Origin of the sequence: Streptomyces sp. (assembly GCF_031181705.1) — a bacterium.
Classification (GTDB): domain Bacteria; phylum Actinomycetota; class Actinomycetes; order Streptomycetales; family Streptomycetaceae; genus Streptomyces.
In genome coordinates, this window is the sequence record NZ_JAPSKN010000003.1 from 61,037 (window position 1) to 81,327 (window position 20,291).

At 71.8% G+C, this 20,291-nt stretch carries 19 protein-coding genes; 6 read left to right on the top strand and 13 right to left on the bottom strand.

Annotation, left to right across the window (positions count from 1 at the left end; all coding sequences use genetic code 11):
• Positions 1-5 precede the first annotated feature (5 nt).
• The 5 genes from RIN80_RS01435 to RIN80_RS01455 all read right to left on the bottom strand — a co-directional run bounded on the left by RIN80_RS01435 (position 6) and on the right by RIN80_RS01455 (position 4,949).
• A complete protein-coding gene (locus RIN80_RS01435) occupies positions 6-761 on the bottom strand; it encodes an SDR family oxidoreductase (protein ID WP_309093596.1) in 756 nt (251 codons plus the stop codon).
• Between the two features lie 4 nt (positions 762-765).
• Positions 766-2,559, bottom strand: a complete 1,794-nt coding sequence (locus tag RIN80_RS01440) for a glycoside hydrolase family 15 protein (RefSeq protein WP_309093597.1) — start codon at positions 2,557-2,559, stop codon at positions 766-768.
• Between the two features lie 182 nt (positions 2,560-2,741).
• A complete protein-coding gene (locus RIN80_RS01445; RefSeq protein WP_309093598.1) occupies positions 2,742-3,533 on the bottom strand; it encodes an SURF1 family protein in 792 nt (263 codons plus the stop codon).
• 49 nt (positions 3,534-3,582) lie between these two features.
• Positions 3,583-3,816, bottom strand: coding sequence for a hypothetical protein (locus tag RIN80_RS01450; RefSeq protein WP_094056481.1), 234 nt, complete (start codon positions 3,814-3,816; stop codon positions 3,583-3,585).
• Between the two features lie 140 nt (positions 3,817-3,956).
• Positions 3,957-4,949 carry a DEDDh family exonuclease gene (locus RIN80_RS01455; RefSeq protein ID WP_309093599.1) on the bottom strand — a complete coding sequence of 331 codons (993 nt, stop codon included), beginning with the start codon at positions 4,947-4,949 and terminating at the stop codon, positions 3,957-3,959.
• A 230-nt stretch (positions 4,950-5,179) separates the two neighbouring features.
• Here RIN80_RS01455 and RIN80_RS01460 point away from each other — a divergent pair, with 230 nt between their 5' ends.
• Together RIN80_RS01460 and RIN80_RS01465 are read left to right on the top strand one after the other, a co-directional pair.
• Complete coding sequence (locus tag RIN80_RS01460; RefSeq protein WP_309093600.1) at positions 5,180-6,079, top strand: sterol desaturase family protein; 900 nt, start codon at positions 5,180-5,182, stop codon at positions 6,077-6,079.
• Positions 6,076-6,756, top strand: a complete 681-nt coding sequence (locus RIN80_RS01465) for a lysoplasmalogenase (RefSeq protein WP_309093601.1) — start codon at positions 6,076-6,078, stop codon at positions 6,754-6,756. The genes RIN80_RS01460 and RIN80_RS01465 overlap by 4 nt, the downstream gene beginning before the upstream one ends.
• A gap of 31 nt (positions 6,757-6,787) precedes the next feature.
• Here the strand turns inward: RIN80_RS01465 and RIN80_RS01470 are convergent, their stop codons facing one another.
• The 3 genes from RIN80_RS01470 to RIN80_RS01480 all read right to left on the bottom strand — a co-directional run bounded on the left by RIN80_RS01470 (position 6,788) and on the right by RIN80_RS01480 (position 11,016).
• Complete coding sequence (locus RIN80_RS01470; protein WP_309093602.1) at positions 6,788-7,783, bottom strand: CopD family protein; 996 nt, start codon at positions 7,781-7,783, stop codon at positions 6,788-6,790.
• Positions 7,784-7,904: 121 nt separating this feature from the next.
• Positions 7,905-9,425 carry a S8 family serine peptidase gene (locus RIN80_RS01475; protein ID WP_309093603.1) on the bottom strand — a complete coding sequence of 507 codons (1,521 nt, stop codon included), beginning with the start codon at positions 9,423-9,425 and terminating at the stop codon, positions 7,905-7,907.
• A gap of 61 nt (positions 9,426-9,486) precedes the next feature.
• On the bottom strand, positions 9,487-11,016 hold the full coding sequence (locus RIN80_RS01480) for a S8 family serine peptidase (protein ID WP_309093604.1): 1,530 nt from the start codon (positions 11,014-11,016) through the stop codon (positions 9,487-9,489).
• 253 nt (positions 11,017-11,269) lie between these two features.
• Here RIN80_RS01480 and RIN80_RS01485 point away from each other — a divergent pair, with 253 nt between their 5' ends.
• The 3 genes from RIN80_RS01485 (at position 11,270) to moaA (ending at position 14,409) form a co-directional block, all read left to right on the top strand.
• The gene (locus RIN80_RS01485; RefSeq protein ID WP_309093605.1) at positions 11,270-11,626 is read left to right on the top strand and encodes a DUF485 domain-containing protein; all 357 of its coding nucleotides are present in this window, start codon (positions 11,270-11,272) and stop codon (positions 11,624-11,626) included.
• Entirely contained in the window at positions 11,623-13,248 is a 1,626-nt protein-coding gene (locus RIN80_RS01490; protein WP_309093606.1) for a cation acetate symporter, read from the top strand. Before RIN80_RS01485 ends, RIN80_RS01490 begins: the two co-directional genes overlap by 4 nt.
• Positions 13,249-13,419: 171 nt before the next feature.
• The gene (gene moaA / locus RIN80_RS01495) at positions 13,420-14,409 is read left to right on the top strand and encodes a GTP 3',8-cyclase MoaA (protein ID WP_309093607.1); all 990 of its coding nucleotides are present in this window, start codon (positions 13,420-13,422) and stop codon (positions 14,407-14,409) included.
• 5 nt (positions 14,410-14,414) lie between these two features.
• On the opposite strand, the gene RIN80_RS01500 is transcribed toward moaA, so the two are convergent.
• Both RIN80_RS01500 and RIN80_RS01505 read right to left on the bottom strand, forming a co-directional pair.
• Positions 14,415-14,627, bottom strand: a complete 213-nt coding sequence (locus RIN80_RS01500; RefSeq protein WP_309093608.1) for a hypothetical protein — start codon at positions 14,625-14,627, stop codon at positions 14,415-14,417.
• Between the two features lie 227 nt (positions 14,628-14,854).
• A complete protein-coding gene (locus RIN80_RS01505; RefSeq protein WP_309093609.1) occupies positions 14,855-15,250 on the bottom strand; it encodes a DUF3099 domain-containing protein in 396 nt (131 codons plus the stop codon).
• Between the two features lie 242 nt (positions 15,251-15,492).
• Between RIN80_RS01505 and RIN80_RS01510 the strand changes: the two genes are divergently transcribed.
• Complete coding sequence (locus tag RIN80_RS01510) at positions 15,493-15,768, top strand: GlsB/YeaQ/YmgE family stress response membrane protein (protein ID WP_309093610.1); 276 nt, start codon at positions 15,493-15,495, stop codon at positions 15,766-15,768.
• A 62-nt stretch (positions 15,769-15,830) separates the two neighbouring features.
• Here the strand turns inward: RIN80_RS01510 and tyrS are convergent, their stop codons facing one another.
• The 3 genes from tyrS to RIN80_RS01525 are packed head-to-tail and all read right to left on the bottom strand — an operon-like array spanning position 15,831 to position 20,056.
• A complete protein-coding gene (gene tyrS, locus RIN80_RS01515; RefSeq protein ID WP_309093611.1) occupies positions 15,831-17,099 on the bottom strand; it encodes a tyrosine--tRNA ligase in 1,269 nt (422 codons plus the stop codon).
• A gap of 42 nt (positions 17,100-17,141) precedes the next feature.
• On the bottom strand, positions 17,142-18,536 hold the full coding sequence (locus tag RIN80_RS01520; protein WP_309093612.1) for a metallopeptidase TldD-related protein: 1,395 nt from the start codon (positions 18,534-18,536) through the stop codon (positions 17,142-17,144).
• Positions 18,533-20,056 carry a TldD/PmbA family protein gene (locus RIN80_RS01525; protein WP_309093613.1) on the bottom strand — a complete coding sequence of 508 codons (1,524 nt, stop codon included), beginning with the start codon at positions 20,054-20,056 and terminating at the stop codon, positions 18,533-18,535. The genes RIN80_RS01520 and RIN80_RS01525 overlap by 4 nt, the downstream gene beginning before the upstream one ends.
• Between the last annotated feature and the right edge of the window lie 235 nt (positions 20,057-20,291).

The following is a 20,291-nucleotide window of genomic DNA, read 5'->3' on the forward strand; positions in this document are numbered from 1 at the left end:
GCCGCTCAGAACCCGTGCCGTGCCCCGCCGTCCACCGGCACCATGACACCGGTCAGATAGGACGCGGCCGGCGACAGCAGGAAGGCGGCGACCCGCCCGAACTCCTCGGGCGTCCCGTACCGCCGCAACGGGATCCGCGACTCAGAAGCCGCCCGGGTCGCCCCGGGGTCGGCCGACAGCGAGTCCAGCTCGCGCACCCGGTCGGTGTCGATCCGCCCCGGCAGCACACCGACCACCCGGACGCCGCGCGGCCCGAGTTCGTCGGAGAGCGACTTGGCGAACCCGGCCAGTCCCGGCCGCAGCCCGTTGGAGATGGTCAGGCCCGGGATCGGCTCGTACACCGACCCGGACAGCACGAACCCGATGACGCCCCCGGCCTCCAGCTCGGCCGCCGCGGCGCGCGCCAGCCGCACCGCGCCGAGGAACACCGACTCGAACGCCGTCTGCCACTGCTCGTCGGTGTTGTCGGCGACGAACCCGGCGGGCGGCCCGCCCACGCTGACGAGGACACCGTCGAAGCGCCCGAAGTGCTCCCGCGCGGCCGAGATCAGCACGGCCGCCGCGTCGGGGTCGGCGTTGTCGACGGCCACCCCGACCGCGTTCGGGCCCAGCGCGGCGGCCGCCTCGGCGGCACTCTTCTCGTCCCGCCCCGAGACGACCACCTTCGCCCCGTCCGCGACGAGCTCACGCGCGGAGGCGTTGCCGAGGCCGCGCGTGGCCCCGGTGACGACGTACACCCGGTCCTTCAGTCCAAGATCCATGGCCCTATCCTGCCCCGTCCTCCCCGAACAGGGCGAGGGCGGTGTTCACCAGGCCGATGTGGCTGAACGCCTGCGGGAAGTTGCCCAGCTGCCGGCCGGCCACCGGGTCGTACTCCTCGGACAGCAGGCCGACGTCGTTGGCCAGCCCCACCAGCCGTTCGAACAGCTCGCGGGCCTCCTTCGTGCGGCCCGTCATGTGCAGGGCGTCCGCGAGCCAGAACGAGCACACCAGGAAGGTGCCCTCGCTGCCGGGCAGTCCGTCGACGTCCGTGGAGTCCGCCTCGGTGGTGCTGTAGCGCCGCAGCAGGCCGCGGTGGTCCAGCTCCTCGCGGACCGCGTCGATCGTGCCGATCACCCGGGGATCGTCCGGCGGCAGGAAGCCCACGCGCGGGATGAGCAGCAGCGCGGCGTCCAGCTCCCGTGAGCCGTAGGACTGCGTGAAGGTGTTGCGCTCGGGGTCGTAGCCCTTCTCGCACACCTCGCGGTGCACCTCCTCGCGCAGCGCGCGCCAGGCGTCCACGTCGCCGTGCAGCTCCGGATGGCTCTCCAGGGTGCGCACGGCGCGGTCGGCGGCCACCCACACCATCACCTTGGAGTGCACGAACTGGCGCCGGCCGCCGCGCACCTCCCACAGCCCCTCGTCCGGCTGCCGCCAGTTCGTCCGCAGGAAGTCCATCAGGGCCGTCTGCAGTGCCCACACGTCCGGCTGGGGCGACAGGCCCGACTCGCGGGCCAGCGACAGGGAGTCCATGACCTCGCCGTAGACGTCCAGCTGGAGCTGGTTCACGGCGTCGTTGCCGATGCGGACGGGCGTGGACTCGTCGAAGCCGGACAGCCAGGGCAGCTCGAACTCGGGCAGCCGCCGCTCGCCCGCCAGCCCGTACATGATCTGCAGGTCGGCCGGGTCGCCCGCGACCGCGCGCAGCAGCCAGTTCCGCCAGGCCTCCGCCTCCTCCTGGTAGCCCGCCGCCAGCAGCGCGTTCAGGGTGAGGGTGGAGTCGCGCAGCCAGCAGAAGCGGTAGTCCCAGTTGCGCACGCCGCCCGGCTCCTCGGGCAGCGAGGTCGTGGCGGCGGCGACGATGCCGCCGGTCGGGGCGTAGGTCAGGGCCTTGAGGGTGATCAGGGAGCGGACGACGGCGTCCCGGTACGGCCCCTCGTAGCGGCAGCGCGACGCCCAGGTCCGCCAGTCCTCCACGCTGTGGCGCAGCGACTCGAAGGGGTCGACCAGCGGCGGGCGCGGCTGGTGGGAGGGGTGCCAGGTCAGCACGAACGCGACCTTCTCGCCCTTCTTCACGGTGAACTCCGCGTGCGTGCCGAAGTCCTCGCCCCAGCTGGTCACTTCCGGCTCGCTGCGCAGCCAGGTGGAGTCCGGCCCGGCGACGGCGACCCGGTGGCCGTCCGAGCGGCGCATCCACGGGACGACCGAGCCGTAGTCGAAGCGCAGCTTCAGCACGCTGTGCAGCGTCACCTCGCCGTCCAGGCCCTCGACGATCCGCACGAGATCGGGGGCCTCGTCGCGCTGGGGCATCAGGTCGGTGACCCGGACCGCCCCCTGCCCGGTCTCCCACTCGGTGTCGAGGACGAGGGTGTCGCGGCGGTAGGCGCGCCGGGTGCACCGGTCCGCCCCCACGGGGGCGATGCGCCAGTGGCCGTTGTCCTCGTCACCGAGCAGTTTCGCGAAGCAGGCGGCCGAGTCGAAACGGGGCAGGCACAGCCAGTCCACCGATCCGTCCGTGCCGACCAGGGCCGCGGTCTGTTCGTCGCCGATGATCGCGTAGTCCTCGATGCTGGGGTGCACGCAGTGCGGGTTCCCGGCAACTCGGCGTGGCAATCAGGGCAGGGCCGGGGGAGTGACATTCCGTCGGCGGCCGTGGCACCGCCGCCCCAGGAGACGACATCCGGCCCGGCCGGGTCCGGCCGGGCACCCGCCGGCCGCGCGCGCCTCGGTGACGCGAGGGCCGCCGGGACGGCCCGCGGTCGTCACACCGCCGCCGGTTCCGCCTCGCTGGAGTCCTGCTTCTCGGCCGCCTGCGCCCGCTCCCGGGCCTCACGGCGGGCCAGGATCACCCAGCCGACCGGGACGGCGGCGGAGAACAGCCACCACTGGACGGCGTACGCGTAGTTCAGCGCCGCGTCCTCCTTGCCGGGGTCGCCCAGCAGCTCGGGGGTGTCGCCCTTGGGCTCGGGCGCCGTCAGGGCGATGTACCCGCCGAGCACCTCGGCGCCCAGGCGGCGCGCCTGCTGGTCGCTGTTGATCAGCATGACCTGCCGGTCCGGCAGGTCGCTGAGGTTCTTGATGCCGCTGGCCGCGGTCGTCTCGCTGGGCATCAGCCGGCCCTGGACGGTGACCTCGCCGGCGGGCGGTGCGGGGACCTTCGGGAACGTGGTCTGGGTCGGGCCGGAGGGGACCCAGCCCCGGTTGACCAGCAGCACCTTGCCGTCGTCCAGGAGGAACGGGGTCAGTACGTGGTAGCCGACCTCGTCGTCGGAGTTGGTGCGGCGGCGGACGACGACCTCGTCCTCGGCGTCGAAGCGGCCCGTGGCGGTCACGGTCCGGTACCGCTCGCCGCTGGTCACGGTGTGCCCGGGCGCGGTCAGCCTCTCCACGGGCACCGGATCGGCGGCCAGCGCGTCGGCGACCAGCTGGTTCCGGGCGGTGCGCTCCTCGTAGCGGTGCATCTGCCAGATGCCCAGCCTGATCATCGTGGGGATGAGGAGCAGGGCGATCAGCGTGAGGATCACCCACTGCCGGGACATCAGGAAGCGGTACACCCCACGACCGTACAACTCGGTCGTGGGGTGCATTCAGGTGGGTACGGGTTCAGACCTTGTCGACGATGCCCGCCTTTCCCTCCGCGCGGGCGCAGTGGGCGCCGCAGTACCAGTGGCCCTCGACCTCCACGCCCTGCCCGATGATCTGCACGCGGCAGTGCTCGCAGATGGGGGCCATGCGGTGGATCGCGCAGGCGAAGCAGTCGAAGACGTGCACCGCGCCCTGCGCGTGCACCTCGAAGGTCATTCCGTACTGATTGCCACAAACCTCACAGGTCGCCATGGGCCACAGGGTGGGCCGTGGCCCCGGTCCGGGCGAGCGGCCGCCGGGCGAGTCGCCCGGCAATCACCCGTCCGTACGGTCGCCCCGCGCCGCGCCCGGCAATCACCCGTCCCTACGGTCGCCCCGCGCCGCGCCCGGCCTCACTCCCCGGACGCCGGCTCCACGTCCGCGAGGAGCTGCCCGAAGGCCGCCTCGTCCACGACCGGCGTGCCGAACTGGCGGGCCTTGACCACCTTGGAGGTGCCCGAGTCCGGGTCGTTCGTGACGAGCAGGCTCGTCAGCCGGGACAGGCTGGTGGCCACGTGCAGCCCGGCCTCGGTCGCGCGGTCCTCCAGCAGCTCCCGCTCGGTCGAGGTGTCACCGGAGAAGGCGATGCGCATGCCCTGCTTGAGCCGCCCGCCCGGCTCGTAGCGCCCCGGGTTGGGGTAGGGGCAGGCGGGGCGCTTGCGGGAGGGGCGCCAGCCGCCCGGCCGGTAGCCGCCGTAGCCGGCCTGCTGCCCGATGCGGGGCGCGGCGGGACGGTCCGACCACTCCGTCAGCGGCCGGCACTCGTGCAGCGGCAGCCGCAGGTTGTTCGCCGCCGCGGCCCGCAGGCTGGGGCGGAACGCCTCCGCCAGCACGCGCGCGTCGTCCAGCGCGTGGTGCGCCCGCCGCTGCACGACGCCGAAGTGCGCCGCGAGGGACTCCAGTTTGTGGTTGGGCAGCGGCAGTGCCAGCTCCTTGGAGAGCGCGATGGTGCACAGCCGCTGCCGCACCGGTGCCTCGCGCTGTGCGCGCGCGTACTCCCGGGCGATCATCTGCCAGTCGAAGACGGCGTTGTGCGCGACGAGGACCCGTCCCGTCAGCCGGGCCGTGAACTCCTCGGCGATGTCTTGGAAGAGGGGAGCGCCCTCCAGCGCCTCGCTCGTCAGACCGTGGATCCAGACCGGGCCCGGGTCGCGCTCCGGGTTGACCGTCGTGTACCAGTGGTCCTCGACCTCGCCGCGCGCGTCCAGCCGGTAGACGGCCGCGGAGATGATGCGGTCGTCCCGGGCCAGGCCCGTGGTCTCCACGTCAACGACCGCGTATCCCTGGGGATACGCGGCCGGCCACGCCGTGGCGGAGAACGCTGCGGTCGTCAGGTCTTCGAGCATGGTTCACGAGGATACGGGCCGGGACTGACACCGCCGTCCGCCAGGTGCGCGCCCGCGTGCTTTCCGATGCCCCCTCAGGTGGCTTGTCCGGTCTGTCCGTTCACGGGGCGTACGTCTGCTCGACCGGAGCCGCTTTGGTGGAGATCGCCAAGAAGCAAGCGCGTACCGTCGGTCATACTTGTCGGTAACAACGTCTGGTGGGCCCGGGACGGCGGTCCTACGGTGCTTGCATGCCGAACCTGCCCGATGTCGTGCTGTGGTCGATACCCGCCTTCGTGCTGCTCACCGTGGTCGAGATGGTGAGCTACCGTCTCCACCCCGACGAGGACGCCGCGGGCTACGAGGCGAAGGACGCCGCCACGAGCGTCGGCATGGGGCTCGGCAGCCTCGCCTTCGACTTCCTGTGGAAGATCCCGATCCTGGCCGTCTACACGGCTCTGTACGAACTCACGCCCCTGCGCGTCCCCGTGCTGTGGTGGACGGTCCCGCTGATGCTGCTCGGGCAGGACTTCTTCTACTACTGGTCCCACCGGGGCCACCACGTCATCCGCATCCTGTGGGCCTGTCACGTCGTCCACCACTCCAGCCGGAAGTTCAACCTCACCACCGCGCTGCGCCAGCCCTGGACGTCCCTGACGGTGTGGCCGTTCTACGTGCCGCTGATCCTCGCCGGAGTGCACCCGGCCGCGCTCGCGTTCTGCTCCTCGGCCAACCTCGTCTACCAGTTCTGGATCCACACCGAGCGGATCGACAGGATGCCGCGCTGGTTCGAGTTCGTCTTCAACACGCCCTCGCACCACCGCGTCCACCACGCCTCCCAGGGCGGCTACCTGGACCGCAACTTCGGCGGCATCCTCATCGTCTGGGACCGGCTGTTCGGCTCGTTCGTCGCGGAGACCGAGCGGCCCCGGTACGGGCTGACCAAGAACATCGACACCTACAACCTGCTGAAGGTGGCGACCCACGAGTACGTGTCGATCGCCAAGGACCTTCGCGCGGCACGCAGTTGGAGCGAGCGCGCGGGGCGGGTGTTCCGCGGGCCGGGATGGGGACCGGCGCGGCCCACCGCCCCCGCTGCTCCCGCCTCCGCCGCCCCTGCCGCGCCCGCCGGGAAGACCCCGTCGGCGTGAACCGCCCGCGCCTCGTCCTGGCCGCCTTCGCCCTCACCGCGGCCGTCGACCTCGCCTGTCTCGCGGCCGGCTTCGACGCCGGGCACACCGTCGCCAAGCCCCTGCTGATGCCGCTGCTGGCGCTCTGGGCCGCCCTGCGCCGGGCGCCGCGGCCGCTCCTGGCGGCCCTGCTGTTCGGCTGGGGCGGGGACGTCCTGCTGCTGTCCGACGCCGAGCCGGCCTTCCTCGCCGGCATGGCCTCCTTCGCCGCGGGACACCTCTGCTACCTCCTGCTGTTCCGCACGCACGGCAGCCGCTACGCCGTCCCACGCGCGCGTGCGGGCCTCCTGGCCCTCGGGTACGCCGGCGCCCTCGTGCCGACCGTCGCGCTGCTGTGGCCGGACCTGCCCGCGGCGCTGCGCGTCCCCGTCGCCGGCTACAGCCTGCTGCTCACGGCCATGGCGTACGGGGCGGGTGTTCGGCTCGGCCTCTACACCGGCCTCGGCGGGGCGCTGTTCCTGCTCTCCGACACGCTCATCGCGACCGGCGTCGCCGACTGGCCGCAGCCGCCCCGGCCCGACTTCTGGATCATGCTCACCTACATCGCCGCACAGGCCCTGCTGGCCGGCGGCACACTCGGGGCGCTGAACGCTCGCCGCGCTCCGGCCGCGACGTACGGCGAGATGCGGGTGGCCTGAGGCCGCTTCGGGGGCGCCCGCAACGGCCGGTCTACCAGCGGATGGGGACCGGCAGCGCCGTCAGCAGTCCGGACACCGCGACCACCAGGCCGAGCGCGACGACCTCCGCCCGGGCCGGCGCGCAGGCGGTCAGCGGATCGGCCGCCCGGCGCAGCCGCCGCCGGGCCCACAGGGCGAGCGCGGCGACGGCGGCCACGAGCAGCACCTTGGCGAGCAGGGCGCGTCCGTACGCCGTCGCGGTCAGCTGCTCCAGGATCGTCTCCGGCGGCATCCGCCGCAGCGAACTGCACACGCCCGTCGCGGTGATGGCGGCCAGCAGGACGACCGCCACGCGCGCGTAGAGCCCCAGCAGGGCCGCGCCCGCCGGGTCGCTCCACAGCCGCAGCATCCGCAGGGCGTGCAGCAGACCGCCCACCCACAGGGCGGCACAGGTCAGGTGGACGAGCGTCAGGCCGGAGCCGGCCAGCGGGGTGTGCTCGGTCGTGGGGTGGGCGCGCAGGGCCTCCGCGACGACCACGGCGGCCAGTGGCAGCACCTGTGTGGCCGGGCGCCCGGACACCGCGCACAGGCCCGCCACGAGGAACGCGTTGACCTCCAGCAGGGCCAGCTTGCCGTCCCGGGAGGCGTAGAGGCCGCCGACGTCGATGTCCGACAGGCCGCCCGGCACCAGATTGCCCGTGGCGACGACCGAGGCGAGCCCGAGGGCGGCCAGGAAACCGGCGGCGGCCGCCCAGGGCGACCAGCTGGGGGGCACGCCGGGGGAAGCCCCCGGCACGGACCGCGCCAGCCGGTTCACGAACACCTCGCCGACCGGTACGCACAGCGCCGCGAACAGCACCGTGCGCAGCAGGGCTATGCCCCCGGCGCCGGGCGCCTCGGCCTCCCCGGTGCCGTGCAGCGCGGCGGACGGGCCGAGCAGCGGTATGAGCGCGGCCAGCGCCACGAGCACCAGGACGGCGACGGCCCGCCCGGCTCCCGCACGCCCCCTCGTCCCGGCCGCCCCGGGTGCAGATCTTGTCAAGGTCACCCCAGGATCTTCACCAACCTCCACAGGGCCGGGCAAGCCGGAAGCCCGAAGCGGTACACACCCCGGACACGACACGGGCCGGGCAGGTGTCCCCGCCCGGCCCGGACCGCTCACATCCGCCCTACTTGGTCACCGCGTCCAGCGCGTCCGTGATGCCCCAGCCGTAGAAGCCGTTGCGGTTCTTCGGGCCCTCGCACACGGCGTCCACCTTGCCGTCGGCGTCGATGTCGTACGGGTCCGTGCACGCCTTGGCGTCGGCCTGCGCGTACAGCAGGGCCTTCACCAGGGCCGGAGAGGCGTACGGGTGCGTCGACTTGATGAGCGCGGCGACGCCCGCGACGTGCGGGGACGCCATCGACGTACCGGCCATGTAGCCCCACTTGCCGCCCGGCAGCGTGCCCAGGATCAGACCGCTCGTGGCCGGCGGCTCCGGCTTCTGGTAGGCCGTCGAGTCGCCGCCCGGCGCGGCTATGTCGGCCACGCCCAGACCGTAGTTGGAGAAGGACGACTTGATGCCCTTCGCCCCCGTCGCCGCGACCGTGACGACACCCGGCAGCTGGGTCGGTATGTCGAGGCACTTGGAGGGGTCGACGACCCGCTCGCCCGGCGTGGTGTCGTTCGGGGAGGACGGGTCGGTGATCGAGTCGGAGGCGAGGTCGTAGTTCTCGTTGCCCGCCGCCGCGACGTTGACCGCGCCCTTCTTCTCCGCGTACCGCGAGGCACGCGTGACGGCCTCCACGAGGGCCTTCTGGTCCGGGTCGTCCTTGCAGTTGAAGTACCAGGGGTCGGTGTAGTAGCTGTTGTTCGTCACGTCGACCCCGTGCTCGGCCGCCCACACGAAGCCGCACACCACGGCCTCCGTGTAGAAGAAGCCGGCCGTGGTGGACACCTTGATGCCGGAGACCTTCACACCGGGCGCGACACCCGTCATGCCGACGCCGTTCTTGGCGGCGGCGATCTCACCGGCCACGTGCGTGCCGTGCGGGCTCTCCTCGGCGCTCGGCCGCCAGGCCCCGTCGGACGTGTCCGGCTTGCCCGTCACGCAGTTGACCGACGCCTTGCGGTCGAAGTTGGGCGCGATGTCGGGGTGGGTGTCGTCCACACCGGTGTCGATCACGGCGACCGTGACCTTGTCGCTGCCCAGCGACTTCTCGTGCGCCTTGTCCGCCTTGATGGCGGGCAGGTCCCACTGCAGGGACTCCAGCGGGTCCTGCCCGGCCGCCGCCTCGGCCTTCGCGACCTCGGCCGCGCTCAGCACCTTCGGCGCGCCCAGGTCGCCCGTCGACGCCGAGGGCAGCGGCGCGGTGCGCGTGGCACCGGCCGACTGCACACCGCGCACCGTGCGGATGCTCTTGGCGAAGTCGGGGTTCGAGGAGTGGACGACGATGACGCCGATCTGGTCGTACGACGTCACGATCGTCCCGCCGGCCTTGCCGACGGCCTTCTTCACGTACGCCGAAGTGCCGTGTCCCGGCTTGACGTTGACGACGTAGCTGAGCGGGGTCGCGTCGGCCGAGACCGCCGCGGGGGTGTCCTCGGCGGCCGTGGCCGTGACGTTCGGCAGGAACGCCAGGGCCGTGGCCATGGCCATTCCGGCCGGGATGGCGACGGCGCGACGGTAACGCGCGTGCGGCGCGGTCATGGTGTCTCCAGTTCGTTCGCGGTACGAGGCAACGGTGCGAAAGGTCCGTGGGGCGCGCGGGTCACCTGACCGCGCGCAGCGCGTTGACGATGCCGTGGCCGTAGAAGCCGTTGACGCGCTCGCCGCCCTCGCACACCGCGTCCTGCGTGCCGTCGCCGTCCTGGTCGTAGGAGGCGGGGCAGGCGGTCTCGTCGGCCTGCGCCTTCAGCAGCGCCTGGAGCTGGGCCGGCGAGGCCCACGGGTGCTTGGACTTCAGCAGCGCGGCGACGCCCGAGGCGTGCGGCGAGGCCATCGAGGTGCCCTGCAGGAAGGCCCACGCGCCGTTCGGCATGGTGGACAGGATCCGGCCGTCCTTGGAGGGCGTGTCCGGGATCTGGTAGCGGCGGTCACCGCCCGGCGCGGCGACGTCGACGACGCCCTTGCCGTAGGTCGAGTAGTACGACTTGACGTTCTGCACGCCGGTCGCGCTCACCGTGACGACACCCGGCAGCTGGGTCGGGATGTCGAAGCACTCGTGCGGGTCGATGGTGCGCTCGACCGGCGTGGTGTCGTTCGGGCTGGAGTCGTCGACGATCGCGTCGGCGTCCAGGTCGTGGTTGGAGTTGCCCGCCGCGGCGACGTGGAGCGTGCCCTTCTTCTGGGCGTACAGCTGGGCCCGGTTGACCGCGGTGACCACGGCGCGCTGGTCCGGGTCGTCCATGCAGTTGTACAGCCACGGGTCGACGTAGTAGCTGTTGTTCGTGATCTCGACGCCGTGGTCGGCGGCGAACACGAACGCGCAGACGACGCTCTCCGGGTAGAAGAGGCCGCTCGCCCGGTCGGTCACGTTGATGCTGGACACCTTCACACCCGGAGCGACGCCGGCGACGCCGACTCCGTTCCGGGCGGCGGCTATGGACCCGGCGACATGCGTGCCGTGGTAGTCCTCGGGCGTGTACGGCCGCCAGGCGCCCTCGCTGGTGTCGGCCTTGCCGCCTGCGCAGTTGGCGGACTGGGAGGCGGAGAAGTTCGGGGCGATGTCGGGGTGGGTGTCGTCCACGCCGGTGTCGATCACCGCGACCGTCACCTTGCGGCTGCCCGGGGCGATCTTCGCGGCCTGGTCGGCGCCGATCGCGCGCAGGTCCCACTGGTCCGCTTCGAGGGGCTCGCTCTCGGGCGTCCGCGCGGAGGCGGCCTCGACCCGCTCGGCCTCGGCGGCCGTCAGGTACCGGGCGGCGCCCTCCTCCTTCGTGCCCGCGGCGGCCAGCGGCGCCGTGCGCGTCGCACCGGCCGAGTGGACTCCGCGCACCGTGCGAACGGTCTTGGCGAAGTCGGGGTTCGAGGAGTGGACGACGAGGACGCCGATCCGCTCGTACGTCGCCACGACCGAACCGCCGGCCTTGCCGATCGCCTTCTTCACCGACGCGATCGTGTGGCGGTCCACCTTGGTGTTGACGACGTACGCCAGGCGCGGCGCGTCCGCCGTCCGGGTGGCCTGCTCCGCCTGCGGGGCCGCCGAGGCGGCGGCGGGCAGGAAGCCGAGCGAGGCGGTCAGGGACAGCACGACGGGCACGGCGAGAGCGAGCCGGCGTCTGGAACGCAAGTGAGACATGGGGTCTCCACATCCTCCGGAAACGAAACCGGCCCGAGGCACAGGTGGTGCTCGGGCAGGTACATGACGAGGTGGTGCAGGGTGAAGCTATCCCGGCCTCTCGCCGGCCAGCAACGTTTCGCCGGAACGACTTCGGAAAGAACGCGACGCTGTTGAACCGCTCCTCGCGTGCCGCCGTGACGTTGGACAAGGAGCGCGAGGACACTCGCCTCCGTCCCCGTACCCACCGCTTTCGTCATTGCGAGGAGACTCCGTGGCCACCGACGCACCGCCCCCCTCGAAAGAGCAACACAAACTCCCCTCACCCGAGGAGTTCACCGAGGTGCAGCAGAGCGCGGAGTTCGGTGAACTGCGCCGCTCCCACCGCTCCTTCGCCTTTCCGCTGACCGTCGCCTTCATCGCCTGGTACCTGCTGTACGTGCTGCTGTCGAACTACGCCGGCGGCCTCATGGGCACCAAGCTGTTCGGCAACATCAACGTCGCCTTCGTCCTGGGCGTCGCCCAGTTCGTCACCACGTTCCTCATCGCCTGGTGGTACTCCAAGCACGCCGCCGCGAAGCTCGACCCCAAGGCCGAGGCCATCAAGTCCCGGATGGAGGGCCGCGCATGAGCACCGCACAGCAGACCCTGCTCGCCGCGAACGAGGCCAGCGAGCACCGCCCGCTGATCATCACCCTGTTCGCGCTGTTCGTCCTCGCCACCCTCGGCATCACCGTCTGGGCCGGCCGCCAGACCAAGGACGCCGCCGACTTCTACGCCGGCGGCCGCCAGTTCAGCGCCTTCCAGAACGGCCTGGCCGTCTCCGGCGACTACATGTCCGCCGCGTCCTTCCTCGGCATCGCCGGCGCCATCGCCATCTTCGGCTACGACGGCTTCCTGTACTCCATCGGCTTCCTGGTGGCCTGGCTGGTCGCCCTGCTGCTGGTGGCCGAGCCGCTGAGGAACTCCGGCCGCTACACCATGGGCGACGTCCTCGCCTACCGCATGCGCCAGCGCCCGGTCCGCACCGCCGCCGGCACCTCCACGATCGTCGTGTCGATCTTCTACCTGCTGGCCCAGATGGCCGGCGCCGGCGTCCTCGTCTCGCTGCTGCTCGGCATCACCTCCGACGCGGGCAAGATCCTCATCGTCGCCCTGGTCGGCCTCCTGATGATCGTCTACGTGTCCATCGGCGGGATGAAGGGCACCACCTGGGTGCAGATGGTCAAGGCCGTGCTGCTCATCGGCGGCACCCTCCTGATCACCTTCCTGGTGCTGCTGAAGTTCGACTTCAACATCTCCGACCTGCTCGGCACCGCCGCCGAGAACAGCGGCAAGGGCGCGGCCTTCCTGGAGCCCGGCCTGCAGTACGGCGCCACCGGCACCTCCAAGCTGGACTTCATCTCCCTGGGCATCGCCCTGGTGCTCGGCACCGCCGGCCTGCCGCACATCCTGATCCGCTTCTACACGGTGCCCGACGCCAAGGCCGCCCGTAAGTCGGTGAACTGGGCGATCGGCATCATCGGCGGCTTCTACCTGATGACCATCGCGCTCGGCTTCGGCGCCGCCGCCCTCATCTCGCAGGAGGAGATCCTCGCCTCCAACCCGTCCGGGAACACGGCGGCACCCCTGCTCGCCCTGCACCTCGGCGGTGTCGACTCCACCTGGGGCGCGATCCTGCTCGCCACGATCTCGGCCGTCGCCTTCGCGACGATCCTCGCCGTGGTCGCCGGCCTCACCCTCGCCTCGTCGTCGTCCTTCGCGCACGACATCTACGCCAACGTCATCCGCAGGGGGCAGGCCTCCGGCGCCGAGGAGGTCCGCGCGGCCCGCTGGGCGACCGTCTTCATCGGCGTGATCTCCATCGGCCTCGGCGCCCTGGCCCGCGACCTGAACGTGGCCGGCCTGGTCGCCCTCGCCTTCGCGGTCGCGGCCTCCGCCAACCTGCCGACGATCCTCTACAGCCTGTTCTGGAAGCGGTTCACCACCCAGGGCGCCCTGTGGTCGATCTACGGCGGCCTGATCGTCGCCGTCGGCCTGGTGCTGTTCTCACCCGTGGTCTCCGGCGACCCCAAGGCGATGTTCCCCGACGTCGACTTCGCCTGGTTCCCGCTGAAGAACCCCGGCATCATCTCCATCCCGTTCGGCTTCCTCATGGGCTGGCTCGGCACGGTCCTGTCCAAGGAGGAGCCCGACGTCAAGAAGTACGCGGAGCTGGAGGTCAGGTCCCTGACCGGCACCGGCGCCCACTGAGCACGACCGGCCGGCCGCGGCCGCGTCGTAGGAACCTCCAGGTCCCTGCGGCGCGGTCGCGGTCCACGTCGTGGGATCGGGTCTGTGGCGTTGTCGGTGGGGTCACGTAGGCTCACAGGTGTCGGAGAACCAGTGCTCCGGGCACGATCCGCGTCGAGGGAGGGGGCCCACGTGCTCATCGACACCTACGGCCGAGTGGCCACCGACCTGAGGGTCTCGCTGACCGACCGCTGCAATCTGCGCTGTACGTACTGCATGCCCGAGGAGGGCCTGCAGTGGCTGGCCAAGCCGGACCTGCTGACGGACGACGAGATCGTCCGCCTGATCGACATCGCGGTCACCTCCCTCGGGATCGAGGAGGTCCGCTTCACCGGCGGCGAGCCCCTGCTGCGCCCCGGCCTGGTCGGCATCGTCGAGCGCGTCGCCGCCCTTCGGCCCCGCCCCCAGATGTCGCTGACCACCAACGGCATCGGCCTCAAGCGCACGGCGGCGGCCCTGAAGGCGGCCGGCCTGGACCGGGTCAACGTCTCGCTGGACACGCTCCGGCCGGACGTCTTCAAGACCCTCACCCGCCGCGACCGCCACAAGGACGTCCTGGAGGGCCTCGACGCCGCCCGCGACGCCGGCCTGACCCCGGTCAAGGTCAACTCGGTCCTCATGCCGGGGCTCAACGAGGACGAGGCCCCCGACCTCCTCGCCTGGGCCGTGGAGCACGAGTACGAGCTGCGGTTCATCGAGCAGATGCCGCTGGACGCCCAGCACGGCTGGAAGCGCGACGGCATGATCACGGCAGGCGACATCCTGGCCTCCCTGCGCACGCGCTTCGACCTCACGCCCGAGGGCGAGGACAAGCGCGGCTCGGCCCCGGCGGAGCGCTGGCTGGTCGACGGCGGCCCGCATGTGGTCGGCGTGATCGCCTCCGTCACCCGCCCGTTCTGCGCGGCCTGCGACCGCACCCGCCTCACGGCCGACGGCCAGATACGCACCTGTCTGTTCGCCCGGGAGGAGACGGACCTGCGGGCCGCCCTGCGCTCGGGCGCCCCGGACGAGGAGATCGCCCGTGTCTGGCGCCTGGCGATGTGGGGCAAGAAGGCCGGCGCGGGCCTGGACGACCCGGCGTTCGTGCAGCCGGACCGCCCGATGTCGGCGATCGGCGGCTGAGCGGGTCAGTCGCGATCTTCCCATTCCCTGAGCAGGACGACGTCCTTGAGGAAGCCCCGCACCCCGAGGAACTGCGAGAGATGCTCGCGATGCTCCTCACAGGCCAGCCACGTCTTGCGCCGCTCCGGCGTATGGATCTTCGGGTTGTTCCACGCGAGCACCCACACCGCGTCGACGCGGCAGCCCTTCGCGGAACAGACGGGCGTCTCGTCACTCACAGGTTCATCTCACCACTGCACGCAGAAAAGGCGACGCCGAGCAGCCACGGGGGGAGCTGCCCGGCGTCGGTCCGTCGCTCCGACGGGGGATGCGGAGCGCGTACGAAGTATGTCACGGGTAACCCCGGGCCCGGCACCGGAACAGCATGATTGATCTGAGCTTTTCCTGAGCTTGGCGGGAAGCCTACTTCCGTTTGTGCGCGCGACCCGCAAGGCCCTCGGCGCCCCTACCGCTCGGGTGTCTCGCTCCGTGCGCCCGGCACCGTCCCCGACACGGCGTCTTCCGCGACGGATTCCGCCCGGCCGTCCTCCGGGCCGGGCGGCGCGATCATCGGCCGCGCCGGCGGTGCCACGAACGTCGACGGCAGAGACGGCGCGTTCTCGCGCCCGGCGTTCGCGATCACCACCGCGACGTACGGCATGACCAGTCCGAGCACCAACGCCACGACAGCCACGTGCCGTTCGACGTTCCACAGGGTCGCCGCGAGGATCACGGAGACCGTGCGGACCGACATCGAGATCACGTACCTGCGCTGCCGCCCGCGTACGTCCTCCTGCAGCCCCGCCCGGGCGCCGGTGATCCGGAAAACCTGGACGTTGCCGCCGCCATGCTGCTTCCGCATCGCATTCCACCATCCGCCCGTATCGGACCTTCCCCGCCCCGTCGCAGCCCCGGGCCGGTGGGGGAGACCGACCAGGACAGATCCCACGTTACGCCGCGTCTGCGCCCGCTACGAGACCGGGGCGGGTCCGGGCGGTGCGAGCGGCCTGCGCCGTACCGCGTACGGCGGCGTCGGCATGCGGCGTACCGCTACTCGGCCGACACTGGCCGTAGAGCTCAGGTCGAGCCGACGAGGAGGCAACGATGGGCTGGTTGTGGGCGATCATCGTGGGACTGGTGCTCGGTCTGCTCGCAAAGGCGATCATTCCGGGCAAACAGCACATTCCACTGTGGCTGACCGTCATCCTGGGCATCATCGGCGGTATCGCCGGCAATGCCATCGCCCGGGTGGCCGGTGTGGAGGCCACGGCCGGTATCGACTGGTGGCGGCACATCTTCCAGCTGGTGGCCGCGATCATCCTCGTGGGGCTCGGCGACCGGGCCTGGACGGCGGCCAGGGGGAGCAGACGCAGGGCATGACGGGGCGCGGGTGAAGGGGCGGCCTCCGGCGCCGGAGGCCGCCCCCTTCCCATGCCGGGTGCTCAGCCGCCCGTGACCTCGACCGCGGCCAGGTTCTTCTTGCCCCGGCGCAGCACCAGCCAGCGGCCGTGCAGCAGGTCCTCCTTGGCGGGGACGGCGTCCTCACCGGTGACCTTGACGTTGTTCACGTACGCGCCGCCCTCCTTGACCGTGCGGCGCGCGGCCGACTTGCTGGCGACCAGGCCGACCTCGGCGAACAGGTCGACGGCCGGGCCCAGCTCGGCGACCTGGATGTGCGGCACCTCGGACAGGGCCGCGGCCAGCGTGCGCTCGTCCAGCTCCGCCAGCTCGCCCTGCCCGAAGAGGGCCTTGGACGCGGCGATCACGGCGGCCGTCTGGTCGGCGCCGTGCACCAGCGTCGTCAGCTCCTCGGCGAGCGCCCGCTGCGCGGCCCGGGCCTGCGGACGCTCCTCCGTCTGCCTCTCCAGCTCCTCCAGCTCCGCACGGGAGCGGAAGGACAGGATGCGCATGTACCGGGAGATGTCCCGGTCGTCCACGTTCAGCCAGAACTGGTAGAACGCGTACGGCGTCGTCATCTCCGGGTCGAGCCAGACGGCGCCGCCCTCGGTCTTGCCGAACTTGGTGCCGTCCGCCTTCGTCATCAGCGGCGTGGCCAGCGCGTGCACGGTCGCGTCCGGCTCCAGGCGGTGGATCAGGTCCAGGCCCGCCGTGAGGTTGCCCCACTGGTCGCTGCCGCCCTGCTGGAGCGTGCAGCCGTAGCGGCGGTAGAGCTGGAGGAAGTCCATGCCCTGCAGGAGCTGGTAGCTGAACTCGGTGTAGCTGATGCCCTCCGAGGACTCCAGGCGGCGGGCCACGGAGTCCTTCGTCAGCATCTTGTTGACGCGGAAGTGCTTGCCGATGTCCCTGAGGAACTCGATCGCGGACAGGTCCCGCGTCCAGTCCAGGTTGTTCACCATGACGGCCGCGTTGTCGCCCTCGAAGTCGAGGAACGGCTCGATCTGGGCGCGCAGCCGGTCGACCCAGCCGCCGACCGTCTCCGGGTCGTTCAGCGTGCGCTCCGCAGTCGGGCGGGGGTCGCCGATCAGGCCCGTGGCGCCGCCGACCAGCGCCAGCGGACGGTGACCGGCCTGCTGGAGCCGGCGCACGGTGAGCACCTGCACCAGATGCCCCACGTGCAGCGACGGCGCGGTCGGGTCGAAACCGCAATAGAACGTGACGGGACCGTCCGCGAGCGCCTTGCGCAAAGCGTCCTCGTCGGTGGACAGGGCGAACAGCCCGCGCCACTTCAGCTCGTCGACGATGTCCGTCACGGTTCTCGTATCTCCTTGATTGGGCTCGTGGTGGGTACGAGGTTATACGCCCTGGCTGACGGAGCTCATATTGAAATCGGGGACGCGCAGCGCGGGCATCGCGGCCCTGGTGAACCAGTCGCTCCATTCCCTCGGCAGCGTCTTCTCCGTCCGCCCCGCCTCGGTGGCCCGCCCCAGCAGACCCACCGGCGACTCGTTGAACCGGAAGTTGTTCACCTCGCCCGTCACCTCGCCGTTCTCCACGAGGTACACGCCGTCCCGGGTCAGGCCCGTCAGCAGCAGCGTCGCCGGATCGACCTCGCGGATGTACCACAGGCAGGTCAGCAGCAGCCCTCGCCCGGTGTTCGCCACCATGTCGTCCAGGGAGCGGTCCTCGCCCCCGTCCAGGATCAGGTTGTCGATGCCCGGTGCCACCGGCAGCCCCGTCAGGCCGGCGCTGTGCCGGCTGGTGGTCAGGTGCCGCAGTTCCCCCTCGCGCATCCACTCGGTGGCCGAGAGCGGCAGCCCGTTGTCGAACACCGACTGGTCGCCGCCCGAGGAGTGCGCGATCACGAACGGCGCCGTCTCCAGACCGGGCGCGTGCGGGTCGCTGCGCAGGGTCAGCGGCAGACCGGTGAGCCTCTCGCCGATCCGCGTGCCCCCGCCCGGCTTGGAGAAGACCGTGCGGCCCTCCACCGCGTCCCGGCCCGAGGCCGACCACATCTGGTAGATCAGCAGATCCGCCACGGCCGTCGGCGGCAGCAGCGTCTCGTACCGCCCCGCCGGCAGCTCCACGCGCCGCTCGGCCCAGCCGAGGCGGACGGCCAGCTCGGCGTCCAGGGCGGCCGGGTCCACGTCCTTGAAGTCCCGGGTGGAGCGCCCGGCCCACGCGGACCGGGTCCGGTCGGGCGACTTCGCGTTCAGCTCCAGTGTCCCGTTCGGCTGGTCGTGCCGCAGCCGCAGCCCCGTGGACGTGCCCACGTACGACGACACCAGCTCGTGGTGTGCGAAGCCGTACAGCTCGCGGCCGCCCGCACGCGCGCGTGCGAAGGCCTCGCCGAGCGCCGGCGCGAAGTCGGCGAACACGGCCGAGGAGGTCTCGGCGGGCGCCTCGGCGAACTCCGGCGACCGGTCCACGCCCGTGACCAGCGGCTGCGCGTCCTCGGCCGGGCCGGCGCCACGCGCGGCGGCCTCCGCGGCCCGCACCAGGGGCTCCAGTTCGCCTGCGGTCACGGCGGACCGGGACACGACCCCCGAGGCCGTGCCCTCCTTGCCGTCGACCGTGGCGACGACGGTGAGGGTGCGCCCGCGGGTGACGCCGTTGGTGGTCAGGGCGTTGCCCGCCCAGCGCAGGTTGGCGGAGGAGTGCTCGTCGGCGATGACGACACAGCCGTCCGCCCGGGACAGTTCGAGGGCGCGCTCGACGACCTCGTGGGGCTTGCTGGTGCGCGCGCTCATCGACCGGCCTCCTGGGTGGTGTTGAGGATGTTGACGCCCTTGAACAGCGCCGAGGGGCAGCCGTGCGACACGGCGGCGACCTGGCCCGGCTGAGCCTTGCCGCAGTTGAAGGCGCCGCCCAGCACGTAGGTCTGTGGGCCGCCCACCGCGGCCATCGAGCCCCAGAAGTCGGTGGTGGTCGCCTGGTAGGCCACGTCCCGCAGCTGCCCGGCCAGGCGCCCGTTCTCGATGCGGTAGAAGCGCTGCCCGGTGAACTGGAAGTTGTAGCGCTGCATGTCGATCGACCAGGACCGGTCCCCGACCACGTAGATGCCGCGCTCCACGCCTCCGATCAGGTCCTCGGTCGACATCCCGGCCGGGTCCGGCCGCAGCGACACGTTGGCCATGCGCTGGACCGGCACATGGCCGGGGGAGTCGGCGTAGGCGCAGCCGTTGGACCGCTCGAAGCCGGTCAGCCGCGCGATGCGCCGGTCCAGCTGGTAGCCGACGAGCGTGCCGTCGCGCACCAGGTCCCAGGACTGGCCCTCGACGCCCTCGTCGTCGTAGCCGACCGTGGCCAGGCCGTGCTCGGCGGTGCGGTCGCCGGTGACGTTCATCAGCTCGGAGCCGTAGCGCAGCCTGCCCAGCTGGTCGAAGGTGGCGAAGGAGGTGCCGGCGTAGGCGGCCTCGTAGCCGAGCGCCCGGTCGAGCTCGGTGGCGTGGCCGATGGACTCGTGGATGGTCAGCCACAGGTTGGACGGGTCGACGACCAGGTCGTACAGGCCCGGTTCGACGCTCGGGGCGCGCATCTTCTCGGCGAGCAGCTCCGGGATCCGCTCCAGCTCGTCCGCCCAGTCCCAGCCGGTGCCCCGCAGGTACTCCCAGCCGCGTCCGACGGGCGGCGCGAGGGTGCGCATCGAGTCGAACTCGCCGCTGGACTCGTCGACCGACACGGCGTTGAACACCGGGTGCAGCCGCACCCGCTGCTGGGTGGTGACGGTCCCGGCCGTGTCGGCGTAGAACTTGTTCTCGTGGACGGTGAGCAGCGAGGCGTCGACGTGGTCCACTCCGCGCGCCGCCAGCAGCCGCGCGCTCCACTCGGCGATCAGCCCGGCCTTCTCCTCGTCCGGCACGGTGAACGGATCGACCTCGTACGACGAGATCCACGTCTTGTCGGCGTGCACCGGCTCGTCGGCCAGCTCGACGCGCTCGTCCGAACCGGCCGCCTTGATCACCTGCGCGGACAGCTTCGCCATGGCCACCGCCTGCCCGGCGACCCTGGCGGCGGCGTCCATGGTGAGGTCGACGCCGGAGGCGAAGCCCCAGGTGCCGCCGTGCACCACCCGCACCGCGTAGCCGAGGTCGGTGGTGTCCGACGACCCGGCGGGCTTGGCGTCCCGGAACCGCCAGGAGGCGCTGCGCACCCGCTCGAACCGGAAGTCCGCGTGCTCGGCGCCCAGGGCACGCGCGCGTGCGAGGGCCGCGTCGGCGAGGGCGCGTAGGGGGAGGGCCGTGAAGGCCTCGTCGATGGTATGAGGCACCGCCGTCTCTTTCTGTCGAGGTGACCGTGGCTGCCGTTCTTGGTGACTGCTCCGATCATGTCGCCCATCCCGCGCGCGGGCCATGACTTTCCGGACCGAGGAGCGCGGGCTTCTGTAGGGACCCGACAGTGAGTCCCCTACGCCACTGTCGGTGCCCGATTGTCCGCGGGCGTGCCGGGACCGATAGGTTTTCGAGGAAGCCGCCTGTCATCGCCGCCTGTCGTCCAGGCGCCCG